This window comes from Adonisia turfae CCMR0081 (assembly GCF_011009555.1).
Classification (GTDB): Bacteria; Cyanobacteriota; Cyanobacteriia; order Phormidesmidales; family Phormidesmidaceae; genus Leptothoe; species Leptothoe turfae.
Genome location: NZ_QXHD01000004.1, coordinates 6,569,097 through 6,594,206 on the forward strand (window position 1 = coordinate 6,569,097; position 25,110 = coordinate 6,594,206).

Annotated in this window: 20 protein-coding genes; 8 read left to right on the top strand and 12 right to left on the bottom strand. The window is 48.1% G+C overall.

Annotated elements, in window-relative coordinates; genetic code table 11:
* Window positions 1–775: 775 nt before the first annotated feature.
* The gene (gene infB, locus DXZ20_RS31830; RefSeq protein ID WP_163702829.1) at window positions 776–3,745 is read right to left on the bottom strand and encodes a translation initiation factor IF-2; all 2,970 of its coding nucleotides are present in this window, start codon (window positions 3,743–3,745) and stop codon (window positions 776–778) included.
* Between the two features lie 89 nt (window positions 3,746–3,834).
* Between infB and DXZ20_RS31835 the strand changes: the two genes are divergently transcribed.
* Window positions 3,835–4,038 (top strand): hypothetical protein, encoded by a 204-nt coding sequence (locus tag DXZ20_RS31835; RefSeq protein ID WP_163668143.1) that lies wholly within the window; start codon window positions 3,835–3,837, stop codon window positions 4,036–4,038.
* A 75-nt stretch (window positions 4,039–4,113) separates the two neighbouring features.
* Here the strand turns inward: DXZ20_RS31835 and DXZ20_RS31840 are convergent, their stop codons facing one another.
* The 5 genes from DXZ20_RS31840 to hemE form a co-directional block, all read right to left on the bottom strand.
* Window positions 4,114–4,380: a YlxR family protein gene (locus DXZ20_RS31840; protein ID WP_163668145.1), complete on the bottom strand. Its 267-nt coding sequence runs from the start codon at window positions 4,378–4,380 to the stop codon at window positions 4,114–4,116.
* A gap of 9 nt (window positions 4,381–4,389) precedes the next feature.
* Window positions 4,390–5,757, bottom strand: a complete 1,368-nt coding sequence (nusA, locus tag DXZ20_RS31845; protein ID WP_163668147.1) for a transcription termination factor NusA — start codon at window positions 5,755–5,757, stop codon at window positions 4,390–4,392.
* A 144-nt stretch (window positions 5,758–5,901) separates the two neighbouring features.
* The gene (rimP, locus tag DXZ20_RS31850; RefSeq protein ID WP_163702830.1) at window positions 5,902–6,372 is read right to left on the bottom strand and encodes a ribosome maturation factor RimP; all 471 of its coding nucleotides are present in this window, start codon (window positions 6,370–6,372) and stop codon (window positions 5,902–5,904) included.
* Between the two features lie 147 nt (window positions 6,373–6,519).
* Window positions 6,520–7,518, bottom strand: coding sequence for an NAD-dependent epimerase/dehydratase family protein (locus DXZ20_RS31855; RefSeq protein ID WP_163702831.1), 999 nt, complete (start codon window positions 7,516–7,518; stop codon window positions 6,520–6,522).
* A 147-nt stretch (window positions 7,519–7,665) separates the two neighbouring features.
* Complete coding sequence (hemE, locus tag DXZ20_RS31860; protein ID WP_163702832.1) at window positions 7,666–8,730, bottom strand: uroporphyrinogen decarboxylase; 1,065 nt, start codon at window positions 8,728–8,730, stop codon at window positions 7,666–7,668.
* Between the two features lie 176 nt (window positions 8,731–8,906).
* Between hemE and DXZ20_RS31865 the strand changes: the two genes are divergently transcribed.
* Complete coding sequence (locus DXZ20_RS31865; RefSeq protein WP_250565998.1) at window positions 8,907–9,440, top strand: phycobiliprotein lyase; 534 nt, start codon at window positions 8,907–8,909, stop codon at window positions 9,438–9,440.
* Here DXZ20_RS31865 and DXZ20_RS31870 read toward each other — a convergent pair.
* From DXZ20_RS31870 to DXZ20_RS31890, 5 genes are all read right to left on the bottom strand, one after another.
* Window positions 9,430–10,113: a hypothetical protein gene (locus DXZ20_RS31870; RefSeq protein ID WP_163668155.1), complete on the bottom strand. Its 684-nt coding sequence runs from the start codon at window positions 10,111–10,113 to the stop codon at window positions 9,430–9,432. The two genes, DXZ20_RS31865 and DXZ20_RS31870, sit on opposite strands and share 11 nt — an antisense overlap.
* Before the next feature lie 203 nt (window positions 10,114–10,316).
* The gene (locus DXZ20_RS31875) at window positions 10,317–12,743 is read right to left on the bottom strand and encodes a DUF3769 domain-containing protein (RefSeq protein ID WP_163702834.1); all 2,427 of its coding nucleotides are present in this window, start codon (window positions 12,741–12,743) and stop codon (window positions 10,317–10,319) included.
* 174 nt (window positions 12,744–12,917) lie between these two features.
* Complete coding sequence (locus tag DXZ20_RS31880; protein ID WP_006516789.1) at window positions 12,918–13,034, bottom strand: photosystem II reaction center protein I; 117 nt, start codon at window positions 13,032–13,034, stop codon at window positions 12,918–12,920.
* 107 nt (window positions 13,035–13,141) lie between these two features.
* Window positions 13,142–14,023: an EamA family transporter gene (locus DXZ20_RS31885; protein ID WP_163702835.1), complete on the bottom strand. Its 882-nt coding sequence runs from the start codon at window positions 14,021–14,023 to the stop codon at window positions 13,142–13,144.
* Window positions 14,024–14,026: 3 nt separating this feature from the next.
* Window positions 14,027–14,356 carry a DUF8822 family protein gene (locus tag DXZ20_RS31890; RefSeq protein ID WP_163668161.1) on the bottom strand — a complete coding sequence of 110 codons (330 nt, stop codon included), beginning with the start codon at window positions 14,354–14,356 and terminating at the stop codon, window positions 14,027–14,029.
* A gap of 124 nt (window positions 14,357–14,480) precedes the next feature.
* Between DXZ20_RS31890 and aat the strand changes: the two genes are divergently transcribed.
* A complete protein-coding gene (aat, locus tag DXZ20_RS31895) occupies window positions 14,481–15,125 on the top strand; it encodes a leucyl/phenylalanyl-tRNA--protein transferase (RefSeq protein ID WP_163668163.1) in 645 nt (214 codons plus the stop codon).
* Between the two features lie 89 nt (window positions 15,126–15,214).
* Here aat and DXZ20_RS31900 read toward each other — a convergent pair whose 3' ends face one another.
* On the bottom strand, window positions 15,215–15,367 hold the full coding sequence (locus DXZ20_RS31900; protein ID WP_163668165.1) for a hypothetical protein: 153 nt from the start codon (window positions 15,365–15,367) through the stop codon (window positions 15,215–15,217).
* A 203-nt stretch (window positions 15,368–15,570) separates the two neighbouring features.
* Between DXZ20_RS31900 and DXZ20_RS31905 the strand changes: the two genes are divergently transcribed.
* From DXZ20_RS31905 to DXZ20_RS31925, 5 genes are all read left to right on the top strand, one after another.
* Window positions 15,571–18,249: an MGH1-like glycoside hydrolase domain-containing protein gene (locus tag DXZ20_RS31905; protein ID WP_163703684.1), complete on the top strand. Its 2,679-nt coding sequence runs from the start codon at window positions 15,571–15,573 to the stop codon at window positions 18,247–18,249.
* Window positions 18,250–18,506: 257 nt separating this feature from the next.
* Window positions 18,507–22,055 (top strand): DNA polymerase III subunit alpha, encoded by a 3,549-nt coding sequence (locus DXZ20_RS31910; RefSeq protein WP_163668167.1) that lies wholly within the window; start codon window positions 18,507–18,509, stop codon window positions 22,053–22,055.
* Between the two features lie 201 nt (window positions 22,056–22,256).
* Entirely contained in the window at window positions 22,257–23,018 is a 762-nt protein-coding gene (locus DXZ20_RS31915; RefSeq protein WP_163668169.1) for a lipase family protein, read from the top strand.
* A 137-nt stretch (window positions 23,019–23,155) separates the two neighbouring features.
* Window positions 23,156–24,001: a KPN_02809 family neutral zinc metallopeptidase gene (gene ypfJ, locus DXZ20_RS31920; protein ID WP_163702836.1), complete on the top strand. Its 846-nt coding sequence runs from the start codon at window positions 23,156–23,158 to the stop codon at window positions 23,999–24,001.
* Window positions 24,002–24,231: 230 nt separating this feature from the next.
* The gene (locus DXZ20_RS31925) at window positions 24,232–25,110 is read left to right on the top strand and encodes a hypothetical protein (protein WP_163702837.1); all 879 of its coding nucleotides are present in this window, start codon (window positions 24,232–24,234) and stop codon (window positions 25,108–25,110) included.

Genomic DNA, 25,110 nt, shown 5'->3' on the forward strand with positions numbered 1-25,110 from the left:
GTTTTGTAACCTAGTCTAGTCAAAAGGGCCTCTATCTTCGGATGGGGGCCTTTGATTTTTTAAGGGGATAGATACGCAATTCTTGTTTTGTTTGAGACTGACAACTTGGCAAGCCTATTTCATTAGGCTATAAGTGATTGCTGAAACGTTAGCTGGAAACAGACAGCTATGGTCAAAGCAAAGTGCTGTTGGCGTCGCTTCTCATTTGGAGATATGCATTCATCGATGTTCGATAAGTAGATATGCTTGTTACTAAAAAAGGGAGGTTACTAAACCTCCCTTTATGGCTAATGTTTAATCAGTGCTGGTCAAAGCGTTTAGATTGAAAATACATCAAGAGACGCTCTGTAAATTCACTAAGCTTTTGTCTTTAGCTTAATAAGCAAGAGTTTCTAAGGTCTCTCGCAGATATCGTCTTACCAATTGCTCTAGTGGAGTTTTATCCAAGGTGTCAGCTGGTAGTTCGGACTTCCATCTCTGGAACCCGGTACTACTACATATAGCTCGCTGCAAGCTTAACCATACATTCGTATCTTCAGAGCTAAATAGAGTGGAGGATATACTAGCCATAGGTTTCCTGTGTAAGCTGATTTGATAGGATATTTCAGCATCTTCTACTCATACGATAACGCAGGACCAATGGACGTGTTGTGCCTATAATCACGGTTTGTATCGACTTGTTGCTAGTCGATACAAGAAATGGAGGCAATCTGGTAATATCACCGGTTTTTCTTGTATCGACTAGCTTTATACAGCGGATTGCTGACGATAAGTCCTATTGAGAACGCCCGGCTAGGGTCCGTCGCTTCGTGACCATCTTGAAGGCCTCAATGCGATCTCCTTCTTGCCAGTTACTGAACTTATCAACACCGATACCACACTCAAAGCCAGAGGCAACTTCTTTCACGTCATCCCGCATACGCTTGAGTGAATCTAGATTACCTTCATATACCTGAGTGCCATTACGCATGACTCGAATCTTACAATTTCGAGTTACCTTACCGGATAGAACATAGCAGCCTGCAACAGCCCCTTTACGTACTGGGAAGACAGCACGGACTTCGACTTCACCCAGATCTTCTGCCACCAGTTCAGGCTCAAGCAGACCTTCCATAGCGCCTTCAATATCTTCTAGGAGCTTATAGATAATGTCGTAGTCTCGAATATCAACACCTAGACGGTCAGAAGCTTGCTGTGCTCCCGGCGCTAGAGTGGTGTTGAAGCCAATGATGACTGCGCCACTGGCAGCAGCTAGGTCAACATCAGTTTCACTAATCTCCCCTGGAGCAGCCATCAGCACACGAATTTGAACTTCGTCCTGGGGCAGCTGTTGTAGAGATGCCAGAATTGCTTCAACAGAACCTTGAACGTCTGCTTTCAGCAAGATGTTGAGTTCCTTCAGTTCGCCTTCCTGAGCTTGGGCAGACAGGGTATTGAGGGTTACCCGTCGAGATGCCATCGCTTGCTGCAACCTAGACTGACGCTGATCGATTGCTCGGCTATCAGCTATAGCACGAGCTTCTTTTTCAGACTTGAAGACTTCAAACTCATCACCTGCTTGAGGTACGTCATTGAGACCTAGAACCTCAACGGCAAAGGATGGTGAAGCTGCCTCAACACGGTTTAAGCGATCGTCTAACATTGCCCTCACCTTACCGAAGACAGAGCCGACGACCATTGAATCGCCAATCTTCAGAGTGCCATTTTGTACAAGTAAGGTAGCCACAGGGCCTCGTGCTTTATCCAGGTTGGCCTCAATAACGGTTCCCTTTGCTAATCTGTCAGGATTAGCGTGTAGATCCTCAACTTCAGCCTGTAGCAATAGCATTTCTAGCAACAGATCAAGGTTCTCACCAGTTATGGCACTCACAGGCACCATGATGCTATCGCCACCCCATTCCTCAGGAACCAGACCTTGCTCCATAAGTTCTTGCTTGACGCGATCAGGGTTAGCTGTTTCTTTATCAACCTTGTTTATAGCAGTAACAATGGGTACCTGAGCTGCTTTGGCGTGGCTAATTGCCTCAATCGTCTGAGGACGCACACCATCATCTGCCGCAACCACTAACACTGCAATGTCAGTAACACGAGTACCTCGAGCACGCATTGCTGTAAATGCTTCGTGGCCAGGGGTATCTAGGAAGACAACCTGGCGATTGTCGCCCTCATGTTCGACATCAACGTGGTAGGCACCAATGTGCTGGGTGATACCCCCGGCTTCCCCACTGGCAACTTTAGCTTCACGGATAGCATCCAGAAGCGAGGTTTTACCATGGTCAACGTGACCCATGATGGTGACCACTGGTGGACGCTGCTTCAGATTTTCGAGGTCGCCCTCATCAATCATTTCGGTGGTTTTCTTTGCTTCAGACTCGGCTTCAGCAGTTTCTACCTGGATATCAAAGGCTTCAGCTACCATCCTGGCCGTGGGAATGTCCAAGGTTTGATTGATATTAGTAGCGATGCCTTTAAAGAACAAGAACTTAATAACTTCAGTTTCAGGTTCTTTAATCTCTTGAGCTAATTCGTGTACGGTCAGACCGTTGGTTAGAATTATTAGTTCGGGCTTGTCTTCGACGACTTCGACTTTGCGATCGCGCCGATTATTGCGTGATGAACCACCCCGAGTTGGCATAGAACGGCTTTTCACAGCAGCTGGCTTGGCCTGACTCTGATGAGACTTAGGCTTAGGTGGCCGCATCAACGAAATACTGATTGGCGTTGCTGAAGAATCACCAGACAGACCTGCCTCTAGTTCTTCAATGTCATCATCATCATCTAAACGTTGAGCACGTCGCTTCTTCGTTGCGTTCTTGCTAGCGCGCTGCCGCATTTCCTCTTCTTCACTCTCACCACGAGGCTTCCCTCGTTTGGGTGGACGTGCTGGAGCTGAAGGTCGGCGTACGTCAGGACGTCGAGGTGCGCCAACTAAAACGGGGCCACCACTGCTGGTATCGTCTGTATCTGTATCTGTAGCACCTGTCTCATCAGCCGTTGGACTAGACGGTTTTGGTCGGCGGACCTCAATAACTGGTTTTGGTTTTAAGCTTGGTTTCGCCTTAAGTGCAGCTGGCTTATCCTGAGCCTCGACCGATCTACCGACCTCAGTCACCGGGATCTTGGCATCTGGATCATCACTTCGCCTCGCTACTTTAGGACGTGGTGCTTGGGTACGAGATGGAGGAGAGACTAGCTTAGGTTGAACAATCTGTGGTTTGGATACCGGTACAGCCTGGTCGGATGGCTCACTGGACGTAGCCCCAGAAGAACTGGCACCATTTGTATTCCCAGTAGGACGAGGTACTGGCTTCTGAGGAGGACGCACAGATGGCTTGTTTGGTCGTCCAGGGCGATTTGGTGGCTGTCGTAAGTCATCCGAGGATGGCGACTTGGCTGGAGAAGCATCTTTGGGAGCCTGAGGAGGAGATACTTTTTTCTCAGGAGAGTTAGGTTCTGATGACTGATGACGCCTAACTTCTAAAATTTGCTGTTTTCGAACGGGACGATTTGGGGCTTTAGGCTTGGTCAGGTTCGGTTTTTGCTTTGGTTTCGGAGGCGGCTTTTGTAATGAGCGCTTTGGCGCTCCTGATGCAGCTGCACGAATCCGTTCCGCATCCGATTCAGTAATAGTGCTGCTATGGCTCTTTACTGCTATGCTCAAACGTTCACAGATGGCCAGAATATCTTTATTGTCTAAATCCAACTCCCGAGATAACTCATATATCCTGACTTTGCCATTGTTCATCCAAATATTCCTCGCAAATTTTCAAAGAAAGGTGTCACATAGACTTACTGCCCTTATCGAAACGACATGACATTTTACCCTTGGGCACTATGGGCAATATCTTATTCTATCGACTCTTAGCACTAATGTGGCCATTGTGGGTACTGATGAAAATGGATGTATCCCCATCCCCGCTCAATAATATTCTGACAGTATCAGGAATTCCCGACCAAAAATTAGCACAGGTCTTAAATTCTACCTTAGCATCAGCCCTAAAAAGTATTCGCAGCCAGGCAAAAGCTCAAAAGCTTTAACTGAACTACTTAGGTCATTTGCATGTAAGCCTTTGTGGACATTTCAGAAGCTGTTAATGATCAAGCTTGAATCTGTTATCGGGGTGATGCCAGTTTTTGCTTAATGAGTTGGTGCAAGTGTTGATAAATTTCCTCTGGCACAGGTGCCTTAAGGGAACGACCAAGCCGATTTTTCTTGTGTGCTGAGTTTAAGCAATCTATCTGAGGACATAAATAGGCGGAACGTCCCATGCCATAGTTCAGCTGGATTGTGCCTGTTGGATAAGTGCGAACGACCCTCAGGAATTGATCTCGATGGGCTGCCTTACGGCAGCTCACACAGCGTCGATAATTCGGTCGCATCAAACTAACTTATTCCTCCTCATAAGCGGGTCCCTCATTTTCCCCCTCATAGGCAGGTCCCTCATTCTCAAGGACTTCAGGCTCTTCTACAGCCGCTGCTTCTGCGGCAGCTTGTTGAGCGGCCGCCGCTGCTAGATTTGCTGCTTTAATGGCTTCCATTTGTGCCGCTAAGGCCGCCGCTGCTTCTTCCTCTTGCTTACGTTTAGCTTCCAGTTGAGCCCGTACCTTCTCATCTTCGGCCTCATAGTCGTACTTAGCTGAGTCCTTGATGTCAATTTTCCATCCGGTTAAACGTGCTGCTAGCCTTACATTTTGACCTTCTTTCCCAATGGCTAAACTAAGCTGATCTTCAGGGACCAACACATGGGCTTGACGATCTTCTGGATTCATCAATCGCACCTCGTCAACCCGTGCAGGGCTGAGGGCGTTGGCAATATAGGTGGCTGGGTCTGGGGACCAGCGAATAACGTCTATCTTTTCACCTCGCAGTTCATTGACAACAACCTGAATGCGAGAACCACGAGCACCAATGCAGGCACCTACGGGATCAACATCCCGTTCTAGGGTATCAACAGCAATTTTGGTTCTAGGGCCTACTGAACGAGATGGGGGATTAGCCTCACGGGCCACGGCAACGATGCGGACTACTTCGTCCTCAATTTCAGGTACCTCATTGGAAAATAGCTCAACAACAAGGCTGGCATCTGCACGGGACACTAGTAATTGTGGCCCACGGTGAGATCCTTCTGAGACTTTTTTCAGTGCTACACGGAATGTGGCATTGGCTCGATAGTTATCATTGGGTAATTGATCCCGTTTGAGTAACTCTGCTTCTACGTCTGGTTGGCCAACGCCGCTGCTAACGGCCATAATCACGGACTGACGCTCAAATCGCAGTACGCGTGCTTGGAGGATGGTACCTTCCAAGTCCTGAAATTCTTCCTGGATTAACCGCCGCTGCTGATCACGTAGTTTTTGAGCCAGCACTTGTTTGGTCTGAATCGCGGCCATGCGGCCAAAGTCGCGTTGCTCTGGCGTAACATCAAGCACCACCTCGTCTCCTATCTGAGCCTCGGGGGCAACTTCGACTACTTCTGCTAAAGAAATTTGATGGTCAGGGTTTTCAACAGCCTCGACAATTGTTTTGCTCGATAAGACCCTAAAGCCTTCTTCCTCTGGATCTAACTCCACAGCAAAGTTGTCAAAATAGTCTTCATCAAATTGAGCGCTATCCATGCGGCGAGTACGACGATAGCGCTCATAACCTTTGAGTAAAGCTTCTCTGAGGGCCTGTTCTACAGCGGAACGAGGTAAGTTACGCTCTCGACTGATGCCTTCAATCATTTCTTGTAGGCTGGGCAGACTGACCATTGACATGGGCTTTCTCCTCCTTAAATAACTAGACTTCGATGCGAATAGATGTGAATAAAAGTAAGAATGATGCTGGTTTAGCCCTGATATCCTGGCGCGTTACGCTGAGGTGATAGGCGTTTTGTAGCGATGAAGTGGTGCAATGAGCGGCTATGCTTCAACTTGATTGCTCAGTTGTACTGCTTCTACTAACTCATTGGGTATGGCAACGCGACGACCTCGTTGACTAATAGCTAGTTTGCTTTCCGTTCGTTCTAGTAGTGTACCTATCCATACTTTTTTGCCTTTGTGAGGTGTATGGAGAGTGATTTCAATGGCAAACCCCTTGAAAACGATAAAATCGCGGTCAGTTTGCAGCTGATCAGAAACGCCAGGACTGGAAACTTCTAGAACATACGCATCAGGTAGTGTATTAGAGGTTTCTAATGCTTCACCTAAGGCGATACTCATTTTTTCACAGTCGTTTAGGCTAGTGTCGTCCTGGGTGAGGTTACGGACGTCAACCCGTAAAACCGGTGGGTTATGGTTGGTTTGAAAAACCGCGCCCACTACCTCTAATCCCAAGTCAGTGGCAATGGGGGCAGCTATTTCAAGTACCTGTGGAATAACAGGGTGAGCCATGGACACGTAGTAAATTAAACAAAATAAAAAGTGGGCCTTGAGGTCCCACTTCTTAACACAATCATTTTTGAACTGGGGCAGTAAATAACCAGTTATTAACTGATCCAAGTAGCATTACTGCTACATGACTTTACTGCGTTACACAGTTTAGCGTGTTTTTCTTTGCTTTGATGCAATACCCGTTGCTTGAAAAAGATCGGCAACAGTTGTGCAGTAGTTGTCTAGGCCAAGACTAGAAGGGGTCAGAGGATTTTGATAAGTAAAATGACGATACTTTAAACAAAAGTGGTCCCAATCTTCCAGACGCACCTTAAATAGTTTGATAAAAAAGTCGATGAGTCTCTGGGATAGAGGGATACGGAAGTAAATGGATCGACCTAAATAATGGCTGACTGCGGTTACAGCCTCATCCACGGCAAGGGCAGAGTTGCCTAATACCAACTCCCTACAGTCGTCTTGCGTAGGCGGATGGGCAATTAGATAGGTAACCATCGTGGCAACGTCTTGAGCATGGATAAAATGTAACGTACCCTCAGCACTAAAAAAGCGAATTAAATCGATCCACTTAGTGACTTCGGTTAGTCCACTGGAAATATGCGAGTAAGGTTTGTTGGTATCACCCCCAAAAACGAGTGTGGGAAATAGGGTAGTGATTTTGGGATATATGGCTAGGTCTTTTAACTTTTGATGACACTGATATTTACTGCGAATATAGTCAAAGGAGACGTTGCCGGCTTCTTTGAGGGGCTGATTTTGACGGTCTAAAATACTCGCGGTTGAAAAGTAGAGCACCTGTTTAATCCGATCAGGATCTAACAGTTCCATCAACTTCAAATTAGCTGTGACATTGATGTCGTAGATTGCAGGTGCGCCTCCCCAGGATGTGGCGATGAGGATTGCAGTGTCTATGGTGCCAAGTAGGTTGGCAAACTGATCAATTTCACGAATATCGCCCTGTAATATGTGAACCCTCGGCTGCTGAGAAATATCTAGTTGGAGCTTATCTGGATGACGCAATAGTAGAAAAAGCTCATGATGACTATGCTCAAGCAAGTTCTCAAGGACATAATGGCCTATACACCCACTGGCACCAGTGATAAAAATTCTCTGCGGTGACGATTGAAGGGATTGTGCCAGTTGACTCACGGTTTAAGCAGGCGCGATATTTAAGTATCCATAGTATTACCTTGCGTAGCAGTTATAACAGCTGGTGTGACGCCTGGTTGAGTGCATGATTGCAGCTACAGCCCATCAATCAGCTATGGGCTGTAGCTGTGGCGGTGGCTTTGCGTTTTAAGCAGGAACTGCTAGCAAATCTTCAAGCTGCTTGGCGGTTTCGAAGAAGTGAGCTGCATTTTCTTCTGGAGTGCCAGGAAGAATGCCATGGCCCAAATTCAAGATGTGCCCACCACGACCGGCTTTGCGTACGGTATCGAGGATGCGATCGCGAATGAAATCCTTCGATCCAAACAAAACGCCAGGGTCAACATTACCCTGTACCTTCATGTTAGGACCGAGACGACGACGGGCATCGGCCATATCAACTGTCCAGTCGACGCTGATGATATCTACACCAGACTCGCCCATCAGTTCCAGTACGCCAGCACTGCCGCTGATGTAAAGGATGAGAGGGGTATCAGGATGAGCTTCTTTAACCTGGCGTACGACCTGCTGTTGATAAGGCAGAGCAAAAGTACGATAGTCTTCAGGACTTAGCTGCCCGGCCCAAGAGTCGAATAGCTGGACAACCTGAGCACCGCAGTCAATTTGATAGCGTACATACTTGGCAATGCCATCTGCCAGGTGGCTCAGCAGCTGATGCAGCATCTTGGGCTCCGAGAAGGCCATGCCTTTAATCACAGAGTAGTTCTTAGAGCTCTTGCCTTCCACTGCATACGCCGCCAACGTCCAAGGAGACCCCACAAACCCAAGCACTGTTGATGCATTGCCTACTTCTTGTCTGAGGGTAGTCAAAATCTGTCGAATAAAGGGTAAATCCTCTTCAGGATTCAACGGGCGCAGGGCATCGATTTGAGCTTGAGTGCGGATTGCAGGCTCAATGATGGGGCCTTTGCTCTCTACGATATCGAAGGGGATGCCCATGCCTGGCAATGGGGTCAAAATGTCTGAAAACATGATGACGCCATCGGGGCGAAATGCCCGCCAGGGCTGTAGTGAAATCTCAATAGCAAGTTCTGGGTTCTCAGAACGCTCACGAAAAGAGGGATACTTCTCTCGTAAATCGCGATATATCTTCATGTACCGACCTGCCTGACGCATCATCCAGACCGGTGGTCGATCCAAGATTTCGCCCTTGGCGGCTCTTAAAAGGTAGGGCGTTTGATCGGGTTGGGTCATTGAAATTTCACCACAGACTAAAAGAGTTTTTAATTCGCATTTGTAAGCTTATCATCGTGAATTGCCCTCAATGACTGGAGATGTTTGGCTTGCCTAGGGTTTAGCCAGTGAACTGATGAATTTGACACGACCGTCACAGCGTAAACTTAAAGGCAGATAACGAATTGTGGCTATGTATGTCACTCCAGTCAGACCTATTCATGCAGAATGTGAACTTTTTTAAAAAGCAAGAAGGACGGTGGTTTTCGCAGCGCACTACACACTACCTGAAGGCAGGAAACTCAAAGGCGGGTAAATCAGATTTAGAAGTTACCTACATGGACGCTGGTACGGATGCTGTGATTCAGCTCTGTAATGAAGCGAGCTGTTCTGCCACGGATGCCGTAGGCGGGTTACGGATTGCCCAGAAGAGTACCGTAGATGGCCAAACGCGAACCCTGGTAACGTTGTTGGCTGCGATCGCAACCGATGACGATAACGGTAAGTTAATCAGCAAACCTGAGGGTAAAGCCCGATCTCAAGTCAGTCAGTATCGGTTTGAGAATGAAGTTCTAACGATTGTTACGGCAGCTGATGGTTTGCGAGCTGAAGAGCGTTGGTGGTTTATCACTGACAAATTACGGATGCGCACCAATGTTCTCAGTGGCGACCAGGGGCAAACGATGGCTTCATTTTGTTCAGAAATTCGTCTGGGTGATATCAAACCCTAGAAATACGCTTAAGTTGAAGTGTTGGTCGAAACGGTTGGATCGGAGCTGACCTAACCATAGGAATATAGTCTGAATAGGCCGCCTCAGTCTTATGGGGAGATGCCTTGGGCCTAGCTTCTGCTTTGGATGCCATCGTTTGATGAGGCTGATGCGATGGATCAGCTTGATAAACTTCAACCAGCGTATCCTCGGGCTGCACTGGAAATGCTTCGATGGATAACCCAGGGTAATGGCCGTAGTCCACATCAGATGATCTACTGTGGATGCCTTTGGCGGTTGAGACGGTTTCTGTAAACCCTGATGAGGACATAGTCTTGCGCTGACCCAGCTCGTTCATCGTGTGACTGGGGCATGTGATCTCAGGCTGTGGTGCTGTGGTCAAATGTAGCGGAGTCCCAAGATGGTCAGCAATGACTTGCCCAAAGCCAGACGTAAAGTGACGAATAGGCTGTCCACGCCGTTGCCATAGGCTAAGGATATGCTGAACCGAAATAACTTTGTAGCGCCCTTGATATACTGCCTCGATAATGGCATCTCGAATCCAGTTAGCACGATAGTGGTTAAGCCAATACAAGACTTGGCTTTCAGGACTATATTGAGCCAACTCCAGGCTAAAGGACTTGAGCAGAGTAATGGCCTGTTGTGCTTCTCGCTCTAGATCAGATGCCATCATGGTTAATACCTCTAGCCCAACGTATTATTTGATTCATTGTTGAAGTAACAATTTCCTAATACGCTTGGGAAATAATATTTATAGGTTTATTGAACCCATATAAGTCTTAACTTTACCCTTGGACATCAGTCCTTGATGCAGTCCTTAAACTTTGTTTGATTCCCGTATTCCTACGATGTGGTGAACGCTGATTAAGTAAAGGCCTAACGTTCTTCTACCACACCACTATCTACCTGGCGAATATTGGGCTCATCAAAGGGGCTGCCACTGCCAAGCCAGTTGAAATCACTAAGTCTGAATCCAATGGAACCTGTTTCTCTAGTTGGGCTGTAGCGAAAAACCAAACCGTAGGTGCGGCGAGTGTATTCGAAAATAAAGTCGGTGTTAACGGTTTCCCCAGTATTAATGTTTATTGATGTTTGAAAGCCTAGCAAAATAGGCCCAAAAATCTGCTGGAGCACACCAAAACTAACCACGCGTCGATCTACATTTCGATCAAACAAAAAAGGAGAGTTATCGCTTGAAAGGATGTCTTGGGAATAGCCCAGGTTGAAGCGAGTGTAGTCAAAAAAATTTTTAGACAGATGTCCAATCTGCCCGTCTAAACGTACATCTGCAGAGAGTTCCTCTTGAAAGTCGCCACTCGTATAGTAAGACGCCACTCCCAGCAAGTTAACGTTGAGGTTTAGAAAAGGGACCACTGGGGCTGGGGTGTAACGTAAGCCTTCTGTGGGGGTAGCAGGCAGGGGGGTGCCGCGCCAGAGGTTAAATCCTTTGCGCAAGCGTGCGCTGGCTTGCATCCGGCCTAATGTGATCAGATCTTCGCCACCCCGTGGCCTACCCAGAAGATCGATACGATCGGTTCTAGAGGTGACTAACTGTGCGCCAGCTTGGTAGGTCAGGATAAGGCCACGCTTATCTAAATTAATGGGTGGAGACAGCAGGACTGCACCGAGACTGGAGCGGACATTTTGAAAGCCTAGACTGCCATTAAAAAGGCGATCGCGATAGCTATATTCTGCGGACAGTAGATGATCGCCGATAAGGTAGCGATTACGAATACTGCCGCGGAGGTTATCTTCAGCTTCTCTTAAATCTAAGCTGGTCAATCTGACTCGTGCAGAAAGGTTGGAGCTTGGGCTTAGACGCGTGTCAAAGTCAGCTTCCACACCAAATACATCTGAATTAGCCAGGCCTTGATTTGTAGCGCGTTCTAAAAAGTACTGGGGAGTAATGCTAAAGGATGTGGATTCATTCTCGACAATAGGGACTTCGCTTTCTAAAAAAACGCCACCACGATCCTCAGAGTCGCTACCAATACTGATCAAAAAAGGGTTGATTTGATTCTGCTCGCGTTCTCCACGATTCAGAATATATCTGGACTTTAATAGGGGTAGGGAAAACCCTTGATCAAAAACCAAGCGAGGGTTTTCTGTCGTGAGCAAATCGGCGGTTGGTGAGAGTGTCACTAACGTCAGTCGGTCAGTGCGAAATTCGAGCTCCGGTGGAGAAAAAGGATCGTTTGTTAATCGCACCTCCTCTGCTACCCAAGCTTCAGCATCAAAGGTGACTCGTGCGGCTTCAAAGCGGATGCGTCTGATGCCGCCTTCTGCGTCTGGTAAGGATCCGGGGTTACTGCCTTGAAGCCGAGAACTCAACTCAACCCCCCCGACTCTTCGGACGGCAGTGACGTCCTCGTCTGGGTTGAGGGGGTCGAATACTGTCCGGCTAGTGACAGGTCTCTCCGTTGGGGCTGCAAAGTCGTCTTCGAGTTCTGGTAAAAAAAGTTCACCCCGTGTTTCAAAAATGGTGCCTGCTTCCTGCAGAAGGCTATATTCAGCTCGTTCACCTCGAACTTCTTGCTCGCCACGAGTCAAAATTACGTTGCCTTCTGCCAGGACATAGCGATTAACTAAGTTGATCCACATCTCATCGGCTAATAAAAAGGCATCGTTGAGCTTGAACACGACGTTGCCTCGGGCAATCACCACTTGCCTATCAGAGTCAAAGATTTGGGTGTCGGCTGTAATTTCTAATTTTGAGGGATCTAATGCTTCAGTAGGTGCTGTGGTAGAAGGAGGTTCTGCTGATTCCGATGTTTCAGTCTCGTTGCCCTCATCAGAGCCCTCATCAGAGCCCTCCGCTGCTGCTGGCTGAGGGACTAAGCTATCGTCCGCTACTCCCTCAATCTCTCGCTCCTCGAAAGCGTTGGGATTAGGATTCTCTAAATCGACTGCTTCGGCGTCTTCTAAATCGATTGCTTCGGTGTCTTCTAAATCGACTGCCTCGGCGTCCTCTAAATCGACTACTTCATTGACGGTATCCCCAGCTGCTTCGTCACTTGCAGCTGGTGCCACTTCCGTTTGAGGCGGTAGGGAAGGTAATTGGGCCAGATTGGGCTTAGAGAAATCATCCGCATTGGGCTCTGACAGTTGTCCGACAGGAATCAGGCTTCTAGGGGAAAAAGAAGGCTCTAGAAGGCCATCGGTCGATTGCCAAGGCGTGGGGTGGTGATGGGTGAGTAGGTGTTGAGCCCCGCTGTTGTGCTTAGTTTTGGGTGAAACTGTGCTGATTGAGACTGTTGATAGCTGATTTTGGGAAGGTTCAGGAGGTAAATCGATTAGGGCCATGGAAATTGTTAAAAACGGCCAATGGTTAGCGTAATACTAACCCTCATGAACACAAGCGTTGAAACAGTCCCTCAGGGTGAAAACTGACTTGCATTAAAAACTCCTTAGCTGGACTAGCCAAGGAGCCTAATCAAAATTCATTGGAACTCTTTCGAAACTAGCGCTTAGCAGGAATTATTCCATATCTTGGCGGCCAGGATTCCGAGAGGGGTCGCCATTGAGGAAGCCAAAGACGAATAGACCTACAAAAAATGCAACAGTCAGATATACAACGATCTTTAGAGTCAGCATCGGGGATCTCCAGCACAGACACTTAAATTTATAAAAGCTATTCTATCGCAACATTGAATTCATCGAGTGTTGATACTCAGAGTTTGCGTAAAGATGGAACCCATGGTTTAGTCCATTGCCATGATGGCAACGCCACTGACCATAATGGCTGCTCCTAATAGGCGCTCTTTCAGGCCTGTTTCGCCAAATAGGGCGTAGCCAAAGCCAACTGAAATTAAGGCACTCATGCGCTTGACTGCGATTACCTGTGCTACTGGGGCCAGGGTGAGGGCGATGAACTGGAGGCTAACGCCGATAGCGTTGAAGACACCTGCGAGCACAACGAATAGGGCTTGCGATCGCAATTCCCCAATCACCAAACCTGCCCCCTTTTGCCAGGCCCGCTGCACAACAAAGGGCATCATACCCATCGCAATTGTCCCAAACAGCGACATGCCCCAAAAAAGGGAGGATGAATTTAGGGTGCCAACCTTATCAAAATTGGACGTGATGCTCCATAAAAACGCCACACCCATCATCATGCGGCTACCTGGATTGGTCATGAGTGCCCGTAAGGGGGCCAACGTCAAGCCCTCACTAGGCTTCAGGTTCAGTATGTAGGAACCCACAATGAGAAACAGCACACCCATCACGTCTAAGCCAGTGGGCCATTCGCCAACGATGATGGGGGATGTGACCAGCAAAAACAATGGCGTTAAGGTGACCAATGGCACCGTCAGCGATAGGTCCGCAATTTTAATGGCGCGTGTATAGAGAGTGAAGGCCAAAATATTTAAGCTGCCCCCCACCAGAATTGCTAACCCAAAATCAGGTCCCAGAGTCGGTGGACCTTCGGTTGCCAGCATCAACATGGCCATCAATAAGGCTCCAGCGCTGGTAAAGCCTAATAAAACCGAATATTCATCTAACGATTTCAGCGCCTGTTTCCCCGTGGCATCTTTGAGGGCTTCACAAAGGGCGGTGCCGCTGGCAAGGGCTAACCAGAGCATCCCCTAAGCTCCGCAGCAACGATCGATGCCCAGGCTTTCTAGCAATAAGTCGCCGACAGCATTGGCGACAGAAAACTCGCTGTAGAAGCTTTTGGAAAAATCGAAGGACTGCAATTCAGTTAAAATGGCCATCACCAAGGGAATCAGCTCATTTTCCCCTTCCATCCGCTGGCGTACGAAGACCTGAGATGCACGTTGGGCAATGTCCTGATTGACCGCTTCTGGCAAAAACTCTGTATCTAACCAGTTTTGCAGCGATGCTCTGAGCCATTCGCCTTCTTGCTGTGGATCTTGAGGAGATGGTAACGTGACGGATTGAATTGGTTCAGTCATAGCAGATGCTGCGGCGATACCTGTATTTTTTCGGTTCTAGATTCTTTTAGGGTAAGTTTTTTTAGGCTACGGTAGGAGAAGGGTTTGAAGAATGTAACGGGATAGTCCCCCTGTCACAGCTGCTATGGCTTACTCGATTCCCCATATTTTGCAGTGTTATGCCCAGGGTTATTTTTTAATGGCAGATAGCGATTACCAAACGCTCAATTGGTATTCCAGCCGTAAACGAGCACTGATTCCATTGGATGAGCGATTTCGTTACCCAAAATCGCTACGTCGGGTACTCAATCAAAATCGGTTTGAAATTGCGTTTAATCGGGATTTTGATGGCGTGGTTGAAGGCTGTGCCAATCGTGAGACTACCTGGATCTCAGATGAATTGAAGGCAATTTATCGCATGCTGCACCGGGCAGGCCATGCCCATAGCTTTGAAGCCTGGCAGGGGGATCAGCTGGCAGGCGCTATTTTGGGCATTGTGCTAGGGGGAGCTTTTATCGGCGAGTCGATGTTTTTTACGGTTCCCGACGGTTCGAAGGTGGCGATGGTGAAGCTTGTGGAGTGGCTGCGATCGCAAAACTTTCTACTTTTCGATGCTCAAATGATGAACCCCCATCTAGCCCGTTTTGGGGCATACGTCGTGGAAAGTGAGATCTACGAAGACATCCTTTATCAGGCAATACAGCGTTCCTGTCAATTTTTGCCGCCGTCAGCGAATGTGCGAACCATCTCCATGGGATCGCAATACTTAAATCGCAGGAAGTACGAATAGGGTAAATGCTGTTGTAAGTTCTTCCGAGTTCTCAGGGGGAATGAGGCATCCCATGGTCATCCACAAGGGATACCCTTACGGTTTGATAACTATTCTTCTTGAGATTGGATGGGTACCCACTGGCAGACTAACTTGCCATTGACTCTGGTCCAATGGGCAACCAGGCTTGATCGCTTCTGAGGCCGAGAATCTTTAGGAGGAACCGCGCGATAAGTAGTCGCTAGATCCGCATAAGTAATCATATAGTGACCCTCCAGTGATTTATCTATAGCGGCAGCAATGTTGCTTTACATTTCTTGGGACGTTTGGTCAGGAACTCATTTATCTCCCTCAACAAGACGTCCCTATCCAGCAAATTCGCTACCTAATGACCTCTGGCATTGGGACATCATTATGGTAGTTGCTGATGCAACGGCTACCGCTGTCCATTGCCCCTAAACCCGCCATGACCGCCGAATACGATCGCCTGCACACCAATCCAGACACCTGGAAAATCTGGGGACCTTACCTCAGCGAACGTCAGTGGGGCACCGTTCGCGAGGACTATAGCGCAACGGGGGAAGCTTGGGATTATTTCTCCCATGACCAGTCCCATAAACGGACTTATCGGTGGGGTGAGGATGGTTTGCTGGGGATTTCTGATGCAAAACAAAGCCTTTGTTTTGCCCTGGCACTTTGGAATGGGGAGGATCCAGTTCTCAAAGAGCGATTATTTGGGCTGACGGGTAGTCAGGGCAACCATGGTGAAGATGTGAAGGAGTATTACTTCTATTTGGATAGTACGCCGACACATTCTTATATGAAGGCACTCTATAAGTATCCGCAGGCAGCCTATCCTTACGGTGAGCTGGTGAAGGAAAATCAGTGGCGCGATCGCAACTCCCTAGAATATGAACTCCTGGACACAGGCGTCTTTGATGAAAATCGCTACTTCGATGTCTTTATCGAATACGCTAAGGCAGCGCCCGAAGATATTCTCATTCAAATTACTGTTGCAAATCGAGGCCCAGAAGCCACAACATTAACAGTGTTGCCCACCCTCTGGTTTCGCAACACCTGGAGCTGGGAAGAAAACGCAGAAAAACCAAGTCTCAAACTGGCAGATACTCAATCAGGCTTCAGTACTCTGGAGGCTTTCCATAATGACTTGGGGGTTCGTTGGCTCTACTGTCAAAGCAAGGGGTTGGTGCAGAATTCTCCTATTCTTTTTACGGAAAATGAGACCAACTACCAAGCAGTTTTTGGATCTGCCAATCCAATTCCCTACGTTAAAGATGCCTTTCATCGCTATGTGGTTCAAGGTGAGACAGGGGCGGTTAATCCTGGGCTGACAGGAACGAAGGCAGCGGCTCATTACACATTAACGATTCCTCCTGGAGAGAGTCAGGTGATTTGTTTACGGTTGAGCGATCAGTCTCAACTTTCAAATCCCTTTGGAGAGTCTTTTGTAACTACCCTGACCACTCGACAACAAGATGCGGATGACTTCTATCGAAAAGTCTCTCCTTTCCCGATGAAATATGAGGAAAAAGCCGTTCAGCGTCAGGCTTTTGCTGGCCTGCTATGGAGCAAACAATATTTTGGTTTTGATGTGAACCGTTGGCTCAAGGGCGATCCGACAACACCGACACCGCCAGAAAATCGGCAGCGCAATAATCAGTGGACTCACCTGAATGCTGAGGATATTATCTCGATGCCCGACAAGTGGGAATATCCCTGGTTTGCGGCCTGGGATTTGGCGTTCCACTGTATTCCCATTGCCATGGTGGATCCGGAGTTTGCCAAGTACCAGTTAGATATCATGACGCGGGAGTGGTACATGCACCCCAATGGTCAGATTCCAGCCTATGAGTGGGCATTTGGGGATGTGAACCCGCCGGTTCATGCCTGGGCGACGTGGCGAGTTTATAAGATTGAGCAGAAGGTGACTGGAAAGTGCGATCGCACTTTCCTAGAACGCATCTTCCAAAAACTCCTACTCAACTTCACCTGGTGGGTAAACCGCAAAGACGCCAAAGGCAGCAACGTTTTTGAAGGGGGTTTCCTTGGCCTAGATAATATCGGTGTTTTTGACCGTAGCTCTGCCCTGCCCACCGGCGGACATTTAGAACAGTCCGATGGCACCAGCTGGATGGCCATGTACTGCTTGAATATGCTCACCATTGCCCTAGAGCTAGCCAAGGAAAACCCAGTCTATGAAGACATGGCCACCAAGTTTTTCGAGCATTTTCTCTACATTGCCGATGCCATGAACCACATCGGCCAGGACCGCTCTCAGTTATGGGATGCTGAAGATGGCTTTTTCTACGATGTGCTGCAGTTTCCCAACGGCGATCGTCAGCGGCTCAAGGTCCGCTCTATGGTGGGTCTAATTCCGCTTTTTGCTGTGATGACACTAGAACCTGATTTGTTAGAGCAAGTACCTGGCTTTAAAGAACGGCTAGAGTGGTTTATCGAAAATCGTACCGATCTGAAGAAGAATGTGGCCTGTATGGAAACAGAAGGTGTGGGTGCTCGCCGCATGCTGGCCCTTTGCTACGCCACCCTGGGTGAGGTGGAACCCACCGATAAGCTACGCTGCATCCTAAACAAGCTGCTAGATGAAAACGAATTTCTCAGCCCCTATGGCATCCGTGCCCTATCTCGCTATCACGCTGAGAATCCCTATTGTTTCAATGCCAATGGTGAAGAGTTTTGCGTAAATTACGAACCAGCAGAATCCAGTAGTGGGTTGTTTGGTGGTAATTCCAACTGGCGTGGCCCAATCTGGTTCCCAGTAAACTATCTGTTAATTGAGTCTCTCCAAAAATTCCACCACTACTTAGGTGATGATTTCAAAATTGAATGTCCTACGGGGTCAGGTCATTGGATGAATCTATGGGAGGTGGCAGCAGAACTTTCCCAACGATTGACATGTATCTTCCTACCAGATGAGCAAGGCAATCGCCCTGTTTACGGCAGTGACTCATCTCCGTTTCAGCAAGACCCCCACTGGCAGAACTATATTCTTTTCCATGAATATTTTCATGGCGATAATGGAGCCGGTATCGGTGCCAACCATCAAACGGGCTGGACTGGCCTAGTAGCTAAGTTGATTCAGCAGCAAAGCAAACATGGTCAATAGGCATCCTGTTGCTTATGGTTCAAGAACTTTTTCCTTAATCTATCCAAAATCTATCCAAATCCAAATTCAGTAACCTAATTCAAAATAGATAACCCTGTAGGGGCAATCATCACCTAGAAATCCTTTGTTAAATTAACTAGATGTAGCGCTATAAATCGGCTAATCTTAGAATCCAGACTCTATAGCTAGTGGCTAACCCAAACGCTTCAAGCCACAAGGTCTATATAGTATAATTGTACTAAATACAGGCGAGCGCTATGTCCTTTGTCGGTCTGCACATCCACAGTGATTACAGCTTGCTCGACGGAGCCAGCCAGCTAGAACCACTGGCGGCCAAAGCTGTCGAAATGGGGATGCCCGCCATTGCCCTCACCGATCACGGTGTCATGTACGGGGCTATCGAACTGCTAAAAACCTGTAAAAAAGCAGGTATTAAGCCCATCATCGGCAACGAGATGTACCTGATTAATGGCGACATCACTAAGCAAGAAAAGCGCCCCCGCTACCACCAGGTCATCCTTGCCAAAAACACCCAGGGCTATAAAAACCTGGTGAAACTCACCACCAAGTCCCACCTGGACGGTGTCCAAGGTCGCGGTATCTTTTCCCGTCCCTGCATCAATAAAGACCTGCTGGAGCAATATCACGAAGGTCTGATCGTCACCAGCGCCTGCCTCGGTGGTGAAGTCCCCCAGGCCATTATGCAAAATCGCCTGGATGTCGCCTACCGCGTTGCCAAGTGGTACAAGGACCTTTTTGGCGAAGACTACTATCTAGAAATCCAAGACCACGGCTCGCCCGAAGACCGCATTGTAAATGTGGAAATCATCCGTATTGCCCGCGAGCTAGATATCAAAATTATTGCCACTAACGATTCCCACTTTATTTCCTGTGTCGATGTCGAAGCCCACGACGCACTGCTCTGCATCCAAACCGGCAAGCTCGTCACCGAAGACAAACGACTGCGCTACAGCGGCACCGAGTACCTAAAATCCGCTGATGAAATGCGTCGTCTTTTCCGTGATCATCTACCCCAGGATGTCATCGACGAAGCCGTAGCCAATACGGTTGAAGTCGCCGAAAAAATCGAAGAATATGACATTCTCGGTAATCCTCAGATTCCGAACTTTCCAGTGCCCGAGGGACATACTGGCGAAACCTATATGGCCAAGGTTTCCCGCGATGGTTTGCTTGAACGGTTAAACATTACTTCCTACGACGAAGCGCCGCCAGAGTATCAAGCACGCCTGGAATACGAAATCCAGATGATGCACCAAATGGGTTTTGCTACCTATTTCTTGGTGGTGTGGGACTACATTAAGTTCGCCCGTGATACCAAGATTCCTGTGGGACCAGGGCGAGGTTCGGCGGCAGGTTCCCTGGTGGCCTATTGCATGGGCATTACCAATATTGATCCGGTTCACCATGGTCTACTGTTCGAGCGATTCTTAAACCCTGAACGTAAATCCATGCCTGATGTGGACACCGACTTCTGCATTGAAAAACGGGAGAAGGTGATTGAATACGTGACGGAAAAGTATGGCAAGGACCATGTTGCTCAGATCATCACCTTTAACCGCATGACCTCCAAGGCGGTGCTTAAAGATGTGGCCCGTGTGTTGGATATTCCCTACGGCGAGTCCGACAAAATGGCCAAGATGATCCCAGTGGCTCGGGGTAAACCCACCAAGCTCAAGGTGATGATCGACCCTGATAAAACGCCCGAGAAAGCGTTTCAGGAAAAGTACGAAAGTGGTGACTTGGTGCCGGGAACAGCCGTTACCTATCGCCGCTGGCTTGATATGGCCATTACCATTGAAGGTACTAACAAAACCTTTGGTATGCATGCGGCGGGTGTGGTGATTTCTGCTAAGCCGCTGGATGAACTGGTGCCGCTACAGCGTAATAACGATGGTGCCGTCATCACCCAGTACTACATGGAAGATGTAGAAGCAGTTGGTCTACTAAAGATGGACTTTTTGGGTCTGCGCAACCTCACCATGATCCAAAAAGCGGTGGACTATGTGGAGCAGACCCGTGGTGAAACCCTCGATATGGATAAGGTCGCTTACAACGACCCAGAAACTTACAAGCTATTGAGTCGCGGTGAGTTAGGGGGTGTATTCCAGCTTGAGTCCTCGGGCATGCGCCAGATTGTGCGCGATCTTAAACCTGACGGGTTGGATGATATCTCTTCAGTCCTCGCTCTATATCGACCGGGTCCGCTCGATGCAGGCTTAATTCCGAAGTTTATCAACCGCAAACACGGTCGTGAGCAGATCGATTATCCCCATGAGCTGATCCAGCCGATTTTAGAAGAGACCTACGGCATCATGATCTTCCAGGAGCAGATCATGAAAATTGCCCAGGATATGGCGGGCTATTCCCTTGGGGAAGCAGATCTGCTGCGCCGAGCTATGGGTAAGAAAAAGCAATCGGCAATGGATATGCACCGGGGCAAGTTCATTGAAGGGTCGGTGGCCAATGGTGTGCCTAAAAAGACGGTGGAAAACCTTTGGGACCAAATGGTGAACTTTGCCCAGTATTGCTTTAATAAAAGTCATTCCATGGCCTATGGCTATGTCACCTATCAGACGGCATACCTGAAGGCCAATTATCCGGTCGAATATATGGCAGCACTGCTGACGGCCATTAGTGGTGATCAGGATAAGGTGCAGATGCACATTGCTAATTGCGTCAGCATGGGCATTGAGGTGCTGCCGCCGGATGTGAATCGTTCTGGCGTGGATTTTACGCCGGAAAATAACTGCATTTTGTTTGGGCTGTCGGCAGTGCGAAATGTTGGCTTGGGTGCGATTGAGACGCTGATTCAGAGTCGTGAAGAGGATGGACCGTTTAGGTCATTACCGGAATTGTGCGATCGCATCGATCTCCGCGCCGTCAACCGCCGTGCCTTAGAAGCCCTGGTACACTCTGGTGCATTAGATAGCCTCAACAGCAACCGTCGTCAGCTCAATGCTGACTTAGAATTTGTCGTTGATTGGGCTCAGTCCCGCGCCAAAGATCGCGAAATTGGCCAGGGCAATATCTTTGACATGATGTTAGGTGGAGGCGAGACAGCCGCAACACCCAATGACAAGACCAATCATGCCGGTGCCTACGAAGCCGCCCCCAAAGCTCCTCCCATGGAGGATTACGATCCCCAAGAACGCCTGCGCTTAGAAAAAGAGCTGCTCGGCTTTTATATTTCCGATCATCCGCTCAAGTCAGTGCAGCGCCCAGCTCGTATTTTGGCTCCCATCAGCTTAGCCGAGCTGGGTGAACAGCCCGAAAAGCTGACCCTTAGCGCCATCGTAATGATTAGTGCCATGAAGCCCATCACCACTAAAAAAGGTGACAGTATGGCAATTCTTCAGATCGAAGATTTAAGTGGTCAAGCTGAAGCTGTCGTTTTCCCGCGGACCTATGCCCGCATTGGCATGCATATTAAGGCCGATGCGCGATTAATGATTTGGGGTAAGGTCGATCGACGTGACGATCAGGTGCAGATGATTGTTGATGATGCTGAACCCATTGAAGATGTGCGCTTAGTGACGGTTGAGCTGCCTCCATCGATTGCCGGAGACATCGTGCAGCAAAATCGCCTCCGTAATGTCATTCAAAACCAGCAAGGGGAAGATAAAAGCGCAGCTAAAATTCCCGTTGTCGCTATGATCACCCACCAAGGACATCGCCAGGTGGTGCGTCTTGGAGCTCAGTTCCGTGTCAAAGATCCAGACGAAGCCGTATTAGCCCTGAATGCGGCTGACTTCAAGGCTAAAGCAGCTCCCTTGGTAAGTGCGTAGCAGATCAATACTGTTTTAGTAAGATGACCTGGAATCTAGCCCCCTTTTCTTGAAGTCAGTTCCAACTGGAGGGGAGACGTTAACCCCTTAGCCTTCACTATTTATCGTGAAGGCTTAATTTTTATCAATGACGCGTATAGATAATTGGACTATACGGCACACTGACCCAAGAGGGTTTTGCTATGGGGTAGGACTTTATTTATGGAACTAGATTACAAAGTCGCATTACGATGCGCCCATCTATCGAATGAAGTCTACAGAGATTTCAACGAACGGCTCCGATTTAGTATGCGCCCTAATCTGATGCCAACGTTGTTTGATATCGAGCGTACTGATACACAGGTTGCCTTACTAGAAGATCCCGAGACCCAATGCGGATACGTTATTTTCCGTGGTAGCGATGCTGATCGCGACTGGCTTACCAATTTGGATTTTGCCCGCTGGTCTGCCGTGACGGGGGCCGTCATAGATAACAAACAACTGGACTATCCTGCTGTCTATGGCACCTCCCAGTCTGGAGTGAAAATGCATTCAGGATTTACTAAGGCCTATCTTGCCGCCAGGTCTGAAATCCAGTCCGTTGTACATCAAAGTGAGATGACTCGCTGGTTGGTAACTGGCCATAGTTTGGGAGGCGCTTTAGCTAAGTTGTGTGCTGTAGATTTGCAATACAACTTTTCCCCTGATATATCGGTAGAAGTCTATACCTTTGGGGCTCCGCGTGTGGGTAATAAAGCATTTGCTGAATCCTATAATCGCCGGGTTCCCAATACCTGGCGTTTTGTCAATGGTAATGATGTTGTCAGTGGGTTACCCCGCCGCTGGCAGCGCTATCGCCATGTCGATGAACGGATCAGATTCAACGTTATGTTCAGCTGGCGCATTATCTCAGGCAGTTTGCAAGATCACCGTATCGACCGTTATATAGCTGCACTTGAAAAACGAGCAGATCAAGAAAAATAGCTACTTTAGCTGAATGCTAAGAGATCCCTTGGTTTGATTGGTCGGTGCAAATAGCGATGCTATATTCCGTGTAAGTACCAACTGTGTGCTTTAAGTTCTGAATATCAAATCTTTGACAACTTATCTAAGGGGCAGCCATGAAAAAGACGGGGCGGCGCAGTAGCAATATCGATGATCGTCGTGGTGCTACAAGTTCTCTGGTTGTCGGTGGTGGTGGTTTAGGGGCTCTGGTGTTGGCTGCCGTCGTGACCCTTGTGACTGGCGATCCAGGCCCTGTTTTAGATCAAGTTGCTCAAACCCAAGCTCCAACGCAACAATCTTCAACCTCTCTCGCTGAAGATCAGTTAGCGGATTTCACATCCGTGGTCCTAGCTGATACTGAAGATACGTGGAATCAAATTTTCCAAGAACAGATTGGTCAAGATTATCCGGAGCCTACGTTGGTTCTCTATTCTGGATCTACTCAGTCTGCCTGTGGTTTAGGTCAAGCAGCTATGGGGCCATTTTACTGTCCGGCTGATCAGCAGGTCTACATCGATCTAAGCTTTTACAACGATTTGAAGAGCCGTCACCAGGCCCCTGGTGATTTTGCCCAGGCTTATGTGATAGCCCATGAAGTTGGGCATCATGTGCAGAATGTTCTGGGCATTTCTAGTCAGGTACGACAACTGCAAAGCCGTGCCAATAAAGCTGAAGCTAACCAACTATCAGTCCGTTTAGAGCTTCAGGCCGATTGCTTCGCGGGGGTATGGGCCAACCGTGCTGATCGAGCCCGCGATATTTTAGAGAGCGGTGATATTGAAGAAGCGCTGAATGCGGCTAGTCAAATTGGAGACGATCGTTTGCAGCAGCAGTCCCAAGGCTTTGTAGTGCCTGAGTCCTTTACCCACGGTAGTTCTGCACAACGTGTACGCTGGTTTAAGCAAGGTTTGGCAACGGGGGATATCGAGCAGTGCAACACGTTTGTGACCAATCAAATTTGATAACGCTCTCCCGCTAAACTTACCAAAATCAACCTGGACTTAACATAGGTTCCGTATATATACGGAACCTATGTTTGCTATTTTTGGTTTTTTGCTTGAATGGGGCTACGTATAAACCCGTAGGTGTTATCTAAATTTAAAGCTCTAAAAAAGATCTCAGCATTACTGAGGTGACTCAAATCTCCGTGAAGTTATTAATGTGAACGTAGTATTTGATACCTTTATCTGTAATGGCTAATGTCAAATCTTTAGCTGCGATCGCAACCACTGTTGTGCTATCCATTGCTTCTACAATTTTGCCTGCTCAGGCAGAGGTACGAGTCCTCGACTTTGAGGCCGATGCGTCCGGTAATGCCCTAAGTGGCGGTACTCAAGTTCATAATCAATGGGCCGACTGGGGGCTAAGCATCATTGGCAAAAACTATAAAACCGGCCATAACAACGCCCCTCTGTTGCTCTATGACACAAGTCAATCAGGTGCCGATAACGATCTACGCACTGGCGCGACCTGGGGTACTTCAAATCAAGGCAATGCCCTGATCATTCAGGAATACAACAACGGTAGTTATAACTTACATACACCTGATGATGAAGCTAAAGGTGGCCACATCTGGTTTGATTTTGACCAAACAGTTGGATTTAAACAGTTTTCACTCCTTGATATCGACGATAACTTTGGGACGAAGTCCGGAACTCAGGTTCGTGTGATTGGTAAAGATGCTGACAATAATACGATTCTCAATATTAATGTTGACAATCTAATTAAGCGGTTTGCCAATACCTATAGCGATCCAGACCACTCCAAAAGTCAAGGCAAATCCCTCACCCATGCCTACAAAAATGGTTTAGATGAGTATGTTGACGTCACCATCACTCAGGTGGGCAATAAGCGTGACGACAACTCTATGTTCCAGTTTGATTTCGAAGAAACTGAATTGCAGCGAGTCCAGTTTCGCTACAGCGACGTGAGTGGTGCGATCTCAGGGCTACAGTGGGACGATCTCTCATCTGAGGAACCACCCCAGCTCCCTGAACCCTCAGTCACCATTGGTTTAACGATGATGGGCTTTATAGGGGCTCGAAAGCTCCTTCAAGGACGCTTGCAATAA

Bases quoted from the DNA above. Each gene is read 5' to 3' on its own strand.
- infB (WP_163702829.1), bottom strand. From the start codon at position 3,745: ATGAACAATGGCAAAGTCAGGATATATGAGTTATCTCGGGAGTTGGAT.
- DXZ20_RS31835 (WP_163668143.1), top strand. From the start codon at position 3,835: ATGGGCAATATCTTATTCTATCGACTCTTAGCACTAATGTGGCCATTG.
- DXZ20_RS31840 (WP_163668145.1), bottom strand. From the start codon at position 4,380: ATGCGACCGAATTATCGACGCTGTGTGAGCTGCCGTAAGGCAGCCCAT.
- nusA (WP_163668147.1), bottom strand. From the start codon at position 5,757: ATGTCAATGGTCAGTCTGCCCAGCCTACAAGAAATGATTGAAGGCATC.
- rimP (WP_163702830.1), bottom strand. From the start codon at position 6,372: ATGGCTCACCCTGTTATTCCACAGGTACTTGAAATAGCTGCCCCCATT.
- hemE (WP_163702832.1), bottom strand. From the start codon at position 8,730: ATGACCCAACCCGATCAAACGCCCTACCTTTTAAGAGCCGCCAAGGGC.
- DXZ20_RS31865 (WP_250565998.1), top strand. From the start codon at position 8,907: ATGTCACTCCAGTCAGACCTATTCATGCAGAATGTGAACTTTTTTAAA.
- DXZ20_RS31870 (WP_163668155.1), bottom strand. From the start codon at position 10,113: ATGATGGCATCTGATCTAGAGCGAGAAGCACAACAGGCCATTACTCTG.
- DXZ20_RS31875 (WP_163702834.1), bottom strand. From the start codon at position 12,743: ATGGCCCTAATCGATTTACCTCCTGAACCTTCCCAAAATCAGCTATCA.
- DXZ20_RS31880 (WP_006516789.1), bottom strand. From the start codon at position 13,034: ATGCTGACTCTAAAGATCGTTGTATATCTGACTGTTGCATTTTTTGTA.
- DXZ20_RS31885 (WP_163702835.1), bottom strand. From the start codon at position 14,023: ATGCTCTGGTTAGCCCTTGCCAGCGGCACCGCCCTTTGTGAAGCCCTC.
- DXZ20_RS31890 (WP_163668161.1), bottom strand. From the start codon at position 14,356: ATGACTGAACCAATTCAATCCGTCACGTTACCATCTCCTCAAGATCCA.
- aat (WP_163668163.1), top strand. From the start codon at position 14,481: ATGGCTTACTCGATTCCCCATATTTTGCAGTGTTATGCCCAGGGTTAT.
- DXZ20_RS31900 (WP_163668165.1), bottom strand. From the start codon at position 15,367: ATGATTACTTATGCGGATCTAGCGACTACTTATCGCGCGGTTCCTCCT.
- DXZ20_RS31905 (WP_163703684.1), top strand. From the start codon at position 15,571: ATGACCGCCGAATACGATCGCCTGCACACCAATCCAGACACCTGGAAA.
- DXZ20_RS31910 (WP_163668167.1), top strand. From the start codon at position 18,507: ATGTCCTTTGTCGGTCTGCACATCCACAGTGATTACAGCTTGCTCGAC.
- DXZ20_RS31915 (WP_163668169.1), top strand. From the start codon at position 22,257: ATGGAACTAGATTACAAAGTCGCATTACGATGCGCCCATCTATCGAAT.
- ypfJ (WP_163702836.1), top strand. From the start codon at position 23,156: ATGAAAAAGACGGGGCGGCGCAGTAGCAATATCGATGATCGTCGTGGT.
- DXZ20_RS31925 (WP_163702837.1), top strand. From the start codon at position 24,232: ATGGCTAATGTCAAATCTTTAGCTGCGATCGCAACCACTGTTGTGCTA.